The sequence below is a fragment of the Bacillus sp. PPSBB_11 genome (genome assembly GCF_038023285.1).
In the GTDB taxonomy this organism is placed as follows: Bacteria; Bacillota; Bacilli; order Bacillales; family Bacillaceae; genus Bacillus; species Bacillus altitudinis.
Genome location: NZ_CP150633.1, coordinates 1,294,222 through 1,305,815 on the forward strand (window position 1 = coordinate 1,294,222; position 11,594 = coordinate 1,305,815).

At 42.0% G+C, this 11,594-nt stretch carries 10 protein-coding genes; 3 read left to right on the forward strand and 7 right to left on the reverse strand.

Features of this window, described 5'->3' with window-relative positions; all coding sequences use genetic code 11:
- Positions 1-154: 154 nt before the first annotated feature.
- Positions 155-514, forward strand: a complete 360-nt coding sequence (locus V7L95_RS06565) for a MerR family transcriptional regulator (protein WP_007498034.1) — start codon at positions 155-157, stop codon at positions 512-514.
- A 144-nt stretch (positions 515-658) separates the two neighbouring features.
- On the forward strand, positions 659-1,642 hold the full coding sequence (locus V7L95_RS06570) for a Gfo/Idh/MocA family oxidoreductase (protein WP_008345742.1): 984 nt from the start codon (positions 659-661) through the stop codon (positions 1,640-1,642).
- 41 nt (positions 1,643-1,683) lie between these two features.
- Here the strand turns inward: V7L95_RS06570 and V7L95_RS06575 are convergent, their stop codons facing one another.
- Positions 1,684-3,198 (reverse strand): PAS domain-containing protein, encoded by a 1,515-nt coding sequence (locus V7L95_RS06575; RefSeq protein ID WP_017358622.1) that lies wholly within the window; start codon positions 3,196-3,198, stop codon positions 1,684-1,686.
- A gap of 318 nt (positions 3,199-3,516) precedes the next feature.
- Here V7L95_RS06575 and V7L95_RS06580 point away from each other — a divergent pair, with 318 nt between their 5' ends.
- Positions 3,517-4,854, forward strand: coding sequence for an amino acid permease (locus V7L95_RS06580; RefSeq protein ID WP_007498042.1), 1,338 nt, complete (start codon positions 3,517-3,519; stop codon positions 4,852-4,854).
- Between the two features lie 20 nt (positions 4,855-4,874).
- Here V7L95_RS06580 and V7L95_RS06585 read toward each other — a convergent pair whose 3' ends face one another.
- From V7L95_RS06585 to V7L95_RS06610, 6 genes are all read right to left on the reverse strand, one after another.
- Positions 4,875-5,978 (reverse strand): DNA alkylation repair protein, encoded by a 1,104-nt coding sequence (locus V7L95_RS06585; RefSeq protein ID WP_035389999.1) that lies wholly within the window; start codon positions 5,976-5,978, stop codon positions 4,875-4,877.
- Positions 5,979-6,083: 105 nt separating this feature from the next.
- Positions 6,084-7,412, reverse strand: coding sequence for a GntP family permease (locus tag V7L95_RS06590; protein WP_008347326.1), 1,329 nt, complete (start codon positions 7,410-7,412; stop codon positions 6,084-6,086).
- Between the two features lie 24 nt (positions 7,413-7,436).
- Positions 7,437-8,981 (reverse strand): gluconokinase, encoded by a 1,545-nt coding sequence (gene gntK / locus V7L95_RS06595; protein ID WP_340968559.1) that lies wholly within the window; start codon positions 8,979-8,981, stop codon positions 7,437-7,439.
- A 185-nt stretch (positions 8,982-9,166) separates the two neighbouring features.
- Positions 9,167-10,000 (reverse strand): MurR/RpiR family transcriptional regulator, encoded by an 834-nt coding sequence (locus V7L95_RS06600; RefSeq protein WP_034646848.1) that lies wholly within the window; start codon positions 9,998-10,000, stop codon positions 9,167-9,169.
- Positions 10,001-10,116: 116 nt separating this feature from the next.
- Positions 10,117-11,052, reverse strand: coding sequence for a nucleoside hydrolase (locus V7L95_RS06605; protein ID WP_025208254.1), 936 nt, complete (start codon positions 11,050-11,052; stop codon positions 10,117-10,119).
- A 97-nt stretch (positions 11,053-11,149) separates the two neighbouring features.
- Positions 11,150-11,593, reverse strand: a complete 444-nt coding sequence (locus tag V7L95_RS06610) for a DUF1433 domain-containing protein (RefSeq protein ID WP_340968561.1) — start codon at positions 11,591-11,593, stop codon at positions 11,150-11,152.
- Between the last annotated feature and the right edge of the window lies 1 nt (position 11,594).

Consider the following 11,594-nt stretch of genomic DNA (forward strand, 5'->3'; position numbering starts at 1 on the left):
CCTCATCTATTATAACCTATTCTATGAAATCCGCTGTGAATAGGACAGACCTGTCATTTTAACAGTATGAAAAGGAACAAATGTTCATCGGAGAATATTTTGAAACTAGCAAATCTAATTGTATGATGGATAGCAAAGAAAGGAGGTGCAGGGAATGATTACATTTACGAGAGGCAAATTGTCAAAAATGTCTGGTGTACATATTGAAACCATTCGTTTTTATGAAAATGAGGGTGTGCTCCCCGAGCCTAAGAGAGCACATAACGGCTATCGTTTATATGATAAAAAATATGTACTCATGCTATCCTTTATCACTGAAGCAAGAAAGCTAGATTTTTCACTCAAAGAAATTCGAGAAATTATCACGTCACTATTCGAGAAACAGTCGAAAACAGAAGCGGAACAGCTGCTCGAACAAAAAGTAGAAGATATTCAAAAATCCATTCAAGAGTTAAAAAAGAGGAAGGCGGCCATTCAACTGTTAACGAAACAAACATTAGCTAACATTAGTTAATTGTAGAGACTGCCAAAGATGTGCCGGTATTTTTTACTGGCACCCCTCTGCGCCTAGCTGTTAAGTACACGTTGTATGAAAACATCAGGTATACTAGAGACAGCTTGACGTGACATCAATCGTATGGAAGGGGTTATGAATAGAATGAGAATAGCAACCATTGGAACAGGTGTGATTGTGGAAGGTTTCCTCCAGGCAATTGAACAGCTTGAAGGTGCTTCTTGCCACGCTGTCTATTCAAGGAAGGAAGCTACGGCAAAGAAACTCGCAGATCAATTTGGGGTGCAAACGACTTATACGGATTTAACCGCTATGTTAGAAGATCCCCACATAGAAGCGGTATATATCGCATCACCCAATCGTTTACATAGCGAGCATGCCACGGCTGCATTGAAACACGGAAAACATGTGATTTGCGAAAAGCCTTTTACCTCTAATGTGAAAGAGCTAGAAGCCTTAATCGCTCTCGCAAAGGAAAAGCAGCTCTTCCTATTTGAAGCCATTACGACCGTTCATATGCCCAACTATCATTTAATCAAAAAACACCTTCATCAATTAGGCAGAATCAAACTCGTTCAATGCAACTATAGTCAATATTCAAGTAAATATAATCAGCTGCTCGCCGGGGAAACGCCGAATGTCTTTAACCCAGAGTTTTCTGGCGGTGCCCTCATGGATATTAACATTTACAATGTTCATTTCATTATGAATCTATTTGGTTCACCGAAAGACATTCGTTACCAGGCCAACCGCCATCCAAACGGCATCGACACATCTGGTGTTTTAACTTTTACTTACAATGATTTCATCGCCACAAGTGTTGGCAGCAAAGATACAAGCAGTATGAATTTCGCTTTGATTCAAGGGGAAAAAGGGTTCCTGCATGTGAAAAATGGTGCGAATGGCTGTGAGGAAGTGTTGCTGCATATAGGAGACCAAGTCACTTCACTCAATGCACAAACCAATTCAAACCGCCTGTTTTATGAAGCGGAAGCATTTCAGCATATCATTGAAACAGGAAATGTCGAAAAGTGTTATGAATGGCTTGATGACAGTCTTTCTGTCATGAAGGTTCTTGAAGCCGCTAGGAAAGACGCCGGTATTGTTTTCCCAGCGGATCATGCTTAAATAAAAAAACCGCCTTCTGATGAAAAGGCGGTTTTTTGACATTAGATACTCTTTGAATATGCCACCAGACGCTGAGACATATGATTCACTTCATCAACTGAAGCGTTCACTTGCTCTGTTAAAGCAGCCTGTGTTTGCGTAAGAGCTGTCATATTGGAGATATTTTCAAGAATTTGATCGATTTGTGTTTTCATTTCAGTTAAACTAGATTCGATATTTTCTGTCGCATTGGCACTATGAAGCGCTAGCTTACGCACTTCATCGGCAACGACTGAGAAACCGCGTCCCTGCTCGCCTGCTCTTGCTGCTTCAATCGCGGCATTCAAACCAAGCAGATTCGTTTGGTTTGCCACTTCTTTGATTAAGTCTGAAATGTTCTTCGTCTCATCTGCACTGTTTTTCGCCAGATTAGCAGCAGACGTTGACTGCTCTTGAGCGACAGCAAGCTCTTGTGCTTGGTTTGTCACAGAACTGATGCCAGATACCATTTCACTAATAGAACTTGAAAGCTGCTCTACTTGAGAAGCCATTTCATTCGCTGTTTTTTCTTTATTTTTTTCTAACGTAATATCACGAATCGTTCCTGCGACACGTAAAGGGACACCCTTCTCATCACGAATGGTTTCACCGCCCGCATGATACCAGCGATACTCGCCATTTTTACTCTGCAATCTATAATCAATGTCAAATGGTGTGCGGCCAGAATGGTCATTTAAGTGATCCGCAAAAGCTTGGAGAGCCGATTCTTTATCTTCAGGATGCAAACGATCACTCCAGCTGCTCAACACGTTCGGGAAATCCTTTTCATCTGTAAAACCAAGCGTTTTTCTAAACTGTGGAGACCACCAGAATTCATTGTTTGGATTGACAGGATCGCCAGCCTCTACAACCATATCCCAAGGCGCTTCCACAAGCGCACGGTTGATCAAGTCATATCTTGTCACGAATGCTTGCAGCTCTTCTTCTTTCAATTTCTGATCATGAATATCAAAAAGAGCCCCTGCCACACGAAGAGGTACCCCATTTCGATCTCGAATCGTCGTTCCAGTTGCTTTGAACCAGCGATAATCGCCATTTTTCAACTTCAGACGATACTCGATATCATACGGTGTACGGCCAGAATGATCCAATAAATGCGTAGAGAATGCATTCAAGGTGTATTCCTGCTCATCTGGATGAATTCGAGATGCCCAGCTGTCTAAGACATTCGGAAAATCGTTTTCATTTTGGAAACCTAGCATTCTGCGGAAATCATCCGTCCATGTGAATTCGTTTTTTGGATTCACAGGATCTCCTGCTACAACCGTCATATCCCATAGACCCACTTGAATGGCTTTTGTCACTAAATTCATACGCATATGAATATCTTCTTGCGCTTCTTGCATCTTTTGCAACGCTTCATTTATTTGAGCCACTGCTTCTATTGTTTGACTAGAAGAGAATGCAGCAGTATCAATTCTGGCTGAAAAATCTCCCTTCTCTATTCGTTCAACTAATTGACTGCTTTCACTTAGAAGGGCCTCCGACGATGAATCACTTGCTTTTCTCATAAACATCTTCAATAACTCCTTTCATTCTTTCGTACGTTTTTGAAATATTTTACAGTTATAAACAATTCTTTATTAGGACTTTAGTAATACAAAAGATATATCGACAAAAACTGAAAATTGTTTATGTCAGAATGAAGGCAAAAGTTCATTTTTTCACGAAGTTTCAGATTTTGGGGATGGGTCATGGAAAAGATTTATGGAAGAAAACGGCTCATTTGATAGAATCAACCGCCTATTTTGTCTGAAAAATCTCTTTTTTTATATTGACACTGACCGCTCGAAAAAAGAAAATGGAACATAAGCATTTTAAAAAAGGAGAACGTCATGAGCGCGAATCAGGAACAACACGAATTAAAAAAGCTTTTATCGCCGCGTCATATTCGCATGATTGCGATGGGCGGGGTCATTGGTACAGGAATCTTTAAAGGAAGTGCCGATACAATCGGCTTAGCAGGTCCTGGAGTTATCTTTTCCTATGTATTTGCTGGATTGCTTCTTCTCATTGTCATGGCGGCTTTAGCTGAAATGGCCATCGTCTACCCGGGGAATAACCTTCGCGACCTCATACAGATTGCGCTTGGTCAACGTTTTTCATTTGTTGTCGGATGGGTTTACTGTTTTATGTGGCTCACTGTATGTGTCATTGAAATCATTGCAGCGGGGAGTTTGCTTCAATATTGGATGCCAAACGTACCATTATGGTCTTTATGTTTACTTTGCTCGCTCTTAGTCATCGGAATTAATTTAAATAATGTAAAATACTTTGGTGAAATTGAGTTTTGGTTCGCTGGAATGAAGATTTTCGTTATTATTGTGTTTATTATTCTCGGTGCTGCATTATTATTTGGAATCATTCCGAGCGAACAAAGCACGCCTGTTCTCACCAATTACCAAAACTTTGTCCCGAACGGATGGGGTGCTGTCTTTGCCTCATTATTAGTAGTGATCTTCTCGTATGGAGGCTCTGAATTGATCGGGCTGACCATTACAGAAACAAAGGATGCAGAAAAGGTGTTACCTGGTGTTGTCAAAAGTATGATGTGGCGCATCATCTTGTTTTACACACTGCCGATTTTGATTATTTGCGGACTCATTCCTTGGAATCAAATCGATCCGAATAACAGTCCTTTTGTCCAAGTCTTTTCAGCAGCTGGCATGCAGGGTGCCTCTCACTTCATTAATTTCGTCTTAATTACAGCTGTTCTATCTGCCGCCAACTCTGGTATTTACGGTACGACGAGAATGATTCATTCTCTATCTAAATCAGACGGCGGTCCAAAAAAGCTGGCACAGGTCAACAAAAGAGGTGTACCTATTTTAAGTTTATGGGTGACCGTTCTGTTTCTTTTAATCGGAACATTCTTTGCTTACTTGTACCCAGATCAAATTTTCAGCTATATGCTGGCTATCCCTGGTTTTGCGGTTTCTCTTATTTGGATCAGCATCTGTCTGGCTCATTTGAAACTGCGTCCAAGATATCCACAGGAGCCGTATTTCAAAGTTTGGTTATTTCCGTATTTCACTTTATTTGCTGGTCTTGTACTCAGTGTCAGTTTTGTTCTGTTCCTATTCAGACCAGAGAACTTACCTAGCTCGATTATCAGTATCGGTTTCTTAGCAGCCGCCATCATTGCTTCATTCTTAATGAAAAAGAAAGCTTAGAAACGCAAGCAAAGCCCGCCTCAATGGCGGGTTTTTTCATGAGCAGCTGCTGCGACTTCGAAATCAACAGACGCTTTTGGGATGCCGTTGATGATGATGGTTAATGTATGAATGCCCTCATAGTGCTTTCTCGTTGTCATATTTTGAAACGACTGTGACCGGACAAATTCTCTATGCAGCGCCGATCCTGTTTCAAATTCTGTGATTTTAAATACCTTTTGATTGCGTGTACCACGAGCTTTCACGTAATCAACGGCATACTCTACGCGCAGCTTTAATGGCTTATCTGCCTGAAGAATAAAATGAAAGGTCAGCTTCTCTCCAATACGAACGGGGTCTTGCGTCACCTTCAAATCCGTTACTTGGATAGACGGATCATCTCCATAGCCAAATAAAGCCATGATATCTGGATCGCCTTTTTTCAATAACGTACGGGATGCATGTTTGACAATCCAGTTTGTATGTTCATTGGTTCCATACCAGCTTTTGACCATTTGCTTCATGAGGTCTGGCTGAATTGCAGAAATATCATTTAAATGATTCGCTACACTTTTTTGCACATACTTGGCCGAATCTGACTTCAAATTTTCTAAAATGGGCAGCGTGACAGAAGGGTCCTTTTTCAGCGCAGGGACGGATAATCCCCACGGCAAACGAGGCCTGCATCCTTCACTAGCGAGACGGCGAATATGTTCATTTTGATCCTGTGACCACACAAGCATCTGCGCCAGCATTTTCTCTTGATCTCGAATGAGAAAAGGTCGAACGGCAAATTCAGCAGTGGAAAACGGTGTAAAGAATTCAAGTGCTTTGATCGAGATATCCCAATGGTCAACACCATATGTCTCGACGTAGTCTGGAAATACAAGCGCACTGAGCCCTGTAAAATGCGGTGCTGTCTGACGCAGTACATCGATTGCCTTCTCATAATCCTCAGGCAGACAGGCGTGCATCGATTCAGTTACTCTTCTCATTCGTCCTTTCAACTCGAGCTGCTCCCAATCCTCTTGAAACACGAGCTGCTGAAAGTGATCAGCATCAAATACAGTTGACGCTTGCGCAAGTTTTTCTGCTAAATGTTGAATAAATGGTTCATTATATACATGTTTTAAAGGTTCGATCATGTCCGCCTCCCATAGCTCAATATCATTATTTTATCCTAAATTGTCAAAAGCGGCATAACAACAAGCTAAAACAGCCCAATTCCGAAGGATTGAGCTGTTGTCCCGTTATATAAACATATTAATGATCATAATAAATGCAATGGCGCTAACGGAAATGATGGTCTCCATAGCCGTCCAAGTCAAGAACGTCTCTTTAATGGTCATACCAAAATACTCTTTGATCAGCCAAAAACCAGAGTCATTGACATGAGACAAAATCAGTGAACCCGCTCCTGTTGCTAAAACAAGCAGCTCTCTGCTCACATCCGGCATGGATGCAGCGATTGGGGCTACAATTCCGGCTGCTGTCATCATGGATACTGTAGCTGATCCTGTTGCCACACGAATAACCGCAGCAATCAGCCAGCTAAGTAAAATCGGTGAGATTGGGGAGTGTTTGGCTAAATCAGCAATATAATCCCCAACGCCTGAATCGATCAGTACATTATTGAACGCTCCGCCTGCACCAATCACAAGCAGAATGGAAGCGATCGGTCCCAAACAATCGTTACTGAATGACAGCACTCGGTCACGGCTCATCCCTTGTATAAAGCCAAGACTAAAGAAAGAATACACTGTCGCAATCAATAAAGCTGTTATGGGATCTCCAATGTACTTAAACATCTGATACCACATACTATCCTCTGGCAAAATAATGTCCGCCAACGTGGCAAGCAACATAAGAATGACCGGCACCAAAATGGTAAACATCGTATTCGCAAAACCAGGAAGCTTTCGATCAGCATGTCGTTCCGTGAATTGCTTTCTGAGCAGCTCTGGAACTGGTTTATGTATTCGCTTTCCAATCCACTTACCATACAACGGTCCAGCAATAATAGCTGTTGGCAAACCGACGATGATTGAAAAGAAAATCGTTTTCCCCACGTTGGCATGATAGATGCCTACTGCTGCCATGGCAGCTGGGTGAGGCGGGACTAGCCCATGCACAACAGACAAGCCTGCGATTAATGAAATCCCAATCGTCACGAGCGAAATGCCCGTTTCAATCGCAATGGTAAAGAGTAAGGGAATGAGAAGAACAAATCCGACCTGGAAAAAGACAGGTATCCCCACGATAAAGGCTACAAACATCATCGCCCAATGCACATTCTTCGTCCCAAAACGACTGATGAGTGTTTGAGCGATCCGCTCAGCGCCCCCTGACTCAGCCATCATTTTCCCAAGCATGGTCCCAAGCGCTAGCACTATCGCGAGTAACGATAACGTGTTCCCTAATCCCGTTTTAATCGATTGAATGATTTCCTGTAAATCCATTCCTGTAGCAAAGCCTACTAGCATAGAGGTAATGATCAAACTCACAAACGGATTCAACTTAGCGACTGTAATGAGAATGAGTAAAAGGACAATCGCCGCAATCACAATGAATAAAAGCATGTTCTCCCACCTTTTCCCCGATGTTTAACGATTTTGTTTTAATTGCAACGCACTAATGACATCAAATTCATCCTTCAGTTTGTCATAGAGACGCTCATATAAATAAAATAGCTCTATGTATGTTTCGTTGTTCTTCATATTTGGTTCATGGCGGACAGAAATACGAATCCATTCCTGCACCTCTTCTATCTCTTCCATATGACCTAAACTATGAAGTGCAAGGACAGCCGCCCCAAGTGCGGAAGCCTCGTAGCTTTCTGGTACGAGCACTTCTCTGCCCATCGTATCGGCCAAAATCTGTCGCCATAGAGGGGATCTCGCAAATCCACCAGAAGCCCTGACATCCTTCGCTGGACCTGTTAAATCTCTTAGTGCCACACCGATCGAGAAAACACTCATAATGACGCCTTCTAACACGGCTCTAATAAAGTGCTCGCGCTTATGCTGAAGACTGATCCCGAAGAACGTGCCTCTTGCGTTTGGATTCCAATAAGGTGCACGCTCACCTGTTAAAAATGGTAGAAACAGCAGCCCTTCTGAGCCAGCTGGAACCTTTTCTGCAATATCAATCATTAGATCGTAAGGGTCTACACCTAGACGCTTTGCTACCTCCACCTCGGAAGACCCAAATTCATCCTTGAGCCATCTCAGCATAATTCCGCCGTTATTGGTCGGTCCTCCGACGACCCAATGCTTGTCCGTCAATGCATAGCAAAATGTTCTTGATTGCTCATCTGTAATTGGCTGATCTACGACTGTACGTACTGCACCACTTGTCCCAATCGTGACTGCTACCTCACCTTTGCCAATCGCACCAACACCAAGATTCGCTAATACACCGTCATTTGCACCCACAACAAATGGTGTATCTTCTTCAATGCCCATTCGCAGCGCAATTTCTGGCTGAAGACCACGCAGCTGATGCGTCGTTGGAACAAGTTCAGACAGCTGATTCACCTGAATTCCTGCAATGCGTAGTGCCTCCTCGTCCCATTGAAGCGTTTCCAATCGGAACAGTCCTGTTGCTGATGCGATTGAATAATCGACCACATACTGACCAAAGAAATGATAAAGAACATACTCTTTGATGGAAATGAATTTTGCTGCCTGATTGAAGACGTCAGGTGTCATTTCCTTGATCCATCGTATTTTTGAAAGCGGTGACATTGGATGGATCGGTGTTCCGGTTCTTTTATAAATTTGAAAGCCATCTAAGTCCGTTATGATTCGTTTCGCTTGTTCTGCACTTCTGTTATCAGCCCAAATGATACTGTTTGTTAATGTTTTTCCATTCTCATCCATGACGATTAAGGAATGCATCGCCGTACTAATTCCCACACCTATGAGGTTTTTTGCATCAAATGCTGCTTTCGTCAAGGCGCCTCTTACACTCGCAATCACAGCATCTAAAATATGTTCAGGGTTCTGCTCAACCCATGCTGGCTGGGGGTGAATGAGGTCATAAGGAACAGAATGTTTTGATATGACTTTCCCCTGTGGTCCAAATAGAACCGCCTTTGTACTTGTTGTTCCAATATCCAAACCAATTACCGCCTGGTTTCCCTTCATCTGTATCACGCCCAATCATTGATTTGAAATAAAGTGTCGTGGTGCTGGTGTACCTGATAAATCCCATTATAGGAATATTTTTTTCGACATTCAACGATCAAAAAGAAAATAATTTTCATTTAAAACCTTAGAATCGTTACCACAACAGCATTTTTCACTAATAGAAAAATTTATTTTTGAAACCATTACACTCTTTTTTGAGAAATGGTTTCTCTCATTTGCTTTAAGTTTGTTAATGTTTCCTGCTGCCTTAAATGTGCAAGCGCAAAATATAGCACATCAATCACAGTAAGCTGGGCAAGCCTAGCAGACATCGCTTCCGTTCGGAAAGCCGTTTCTTGCGTTGATGTATACAGCGTGACATCTGCAAGCTGACTCAATGGAGAACGCTGATAGCTTGTAATGCCTATGGTTTTCGCTCCTTTTTCCTTGGCTGTTTTCATCGCATCCAGCAAATCCTTATTTCGACCAGAATGAGATATACCAAGCACTGTGCTCTTTTGATCAAGCAGACCTGCCGACATCGCTTGAAAGTGAGAATCTGTATGAACAATACAGTTGATGCCTGTTCTCATAAATTTGTGAAAAGCATCTGTGGCGATGAGGCCAGACCCACCGCTGCCATAAAACTCTAAGCGCTCTGCTTCATGGATTAATTGTACGGCTTTTTCTACATCTTCTGGATTCAACAATTGAAAACTATCCTTTAATGCAGTGATGTTCGCCTGAAATACCTTTTGCATAAAAACGGCAGTATCATCGTCAAGACTCATCTCTTCATCTACATAATCAGGCTTCGTTTGGTCTATTTCCTGGGCAATAGCAATCTTCAAATCTTGATACCCCTCAAATCCAAGCCTTTTACAAAGACGAAAAATCGTTGCCTCTGAGCTCGCTGTCTTTTTGGCAAGCTCGACAATCGACAAATGGATGATGTCGCGGGGCTCACTTGTAATGTGCTCAGCAATTGCTTTCAGTTTTGGCGGCAATCCTCTGCTTGCTGCCCTTATCTTATCCATACTACTTAAACTGACAGAAGCCAATTGACTTCACTCCTTCCTCATTCATGTGAGCGCATACATTTCCTCATGTTCCCATCTTATAAAAAAGAAGCCTGTTTGCACAGACTTCTTTTTTAAGAATTCAAGACTTTGATCATTAAATCAAAAAACCCTTCAGCATCTACATCCATACACACTTGAAGATTGCGATCTTTTCCCCATTGGTGCTGAAAATCACATATCATTTGACCATCGCAGAACTCACTTTTCGTCTCCACTTCTACATGAAAAGCCTGTGTATTCACAAGTTGTTTATCAATTGCAAGACTTACAGCAAGCGGATCATGCATGGCACATGCCCACACCCCATTCCGCTCAAAATAGCGCTGGCGGTAAATGCTTGTGCTCTCTCTGATATAACTGGCTAACGTTTCATTTTGAATGGCATCAATTCTCTCATCCGTTAACAAGACCTGTCTCGTGACATCCAGCCCTACTTGAGTCAGTGAAGGGAAACCAGCCTCCAGCACCAATTTCGTCGCTTCTGGATCTGCATATGTATTAAATTCCGCAACCGGTGTGACATTTCCCTGTCCCTGCACGACACCCCCCATAAAAATGACTTCTTTCACATGATGAATCAGCTCAGGGCATTTTTTTACCGCAAGGGCTAAATTCGTTAACGGCCCTGTCAACACGAGCGTAACCTGCTTCGAATACTTCAGCACTTGGTCAATGATAAAATCAGACGCAAAACCTTCATCTGCGGTCTTCTTAGGCCGGGCGTCCTTTAAAGCGCCGCCAATTCCATCCTCCCCATGCACCCGATGTTCATAATGAGGGGCTCTCAAAAGAGGCGTTACTGCACCTTTGATGACAGGGATTTCCTCTGCCTCAACCAGCTCAAGCACTTTAAACGTATTCAACGTCGCCGCTTCAACAGACACATTCCCGCACACCGTTGTGATCCCCAACATATCAAACCGCTTACTTTTCACTGCAAGCAAAATACCAATCGCATCATCAATTCCAGTGTCTACATCCAAGATCAATTTCTTTTTATTTGCCATGGATGAAATCTCTCCTTTAAATGAAAGTGTTTTTATTGATTAATAGCATATTACTTTAGTCATCATTTATAGGGAACAAACTGATAACGGATGTTTTTTACTCTTTTTCTCCAATATCCTTGAGATACTGTTCACGTTCTTTTTTAGAGAGACTATTCAAAAAATTTTCTTTCACTTTAGGTTCATCTTTATATTCATCCCAGTCTATAAAACGATCTGATAAATCAGGGGAATGACTCATCGAACCGATTTCGTTAGTTTTGTATATTAATGAGGCAGAAAAGTGATATTTTTCTGCATCATTATTTATATATCCATCAACTGTGATATAACCCATAGGGCTTATAGATACATTCTTTTTAAATGTAATAGTTTTAATAAAATTGTGAATATCTTCTTTATGTAGGCGTTCTTCAATTTTTGGCTTCATCTTCTCTGCGAATTCTTCTGCCTTAACTTGATCGCTTTTTTCTTCCACGATAGTCTTACCTCCAGAATCACTTGATTTTTTTTCCTTAAATTGTTGTAGTATAAGTGTCACT

Coding starts and splice junctions, on each gene's coding strand:
- V7L95_RS06565 (WP_007498034.1), top strand. CDS start 155: ATGATTACATTTACGAGAGGCAAATTGTCAAAAATGTCTGGTGTACAT.
- V7L95_RS06570 (WP_008345742.1), top strand. CDS start 659: ATGAGAATAGCAACCATTGGAACAGGTGTGATTGTGGAAGGTTTCCTC.
- V7L95_RS06575 (WP_017358622.1), bottom strand. CDS start 3,198: ATGTTTATGAGAAAAGCAAGTGATTCATCGTCGGAGGCCCTTCTAAGT.
- V7L95_RS06580 (WP_007498042.1), top strand. CDS start 3,517: ATGAGCGCGAATCAGGAACAACACGAATTAAAAAAGCTTTTATCGCCG.
- V7L95_RS06585 (WP_035389999.1), bottom strand. CDS start 5,978: ATGATCGAACCTTTAAAACATGTATATAATGAACCATTTATTCAACAT.
- V7L95_RS06590 (WP_008347326.1), bottom strand. CDS start 7,412: ATGCTTTTATTCATTGTGATTGCGGCGATTGTCCTTTTACTCATTCTC.
- gntK (WP_340968559.1), bottom strand. CDS start 8,981: ATGAAGGGAAACCAGGCGGTAATTGGTTTGGATATTGGAACAACAAGT.
- V7L95_RS06600 (WP_034646848.1), bottom strand. CDS start 10,000: ATGGATAAGATAAGGGCAGCAAGCAGAGGATTGCCGCCAAAACTGAAA.
- V7L95_RS06605 (WP_025208254.1), bottom strand. CDS start 11,052: ATGGCAAATAAAAAGAAATTGATCTTGGATGTAGACACTGGAATTGAT.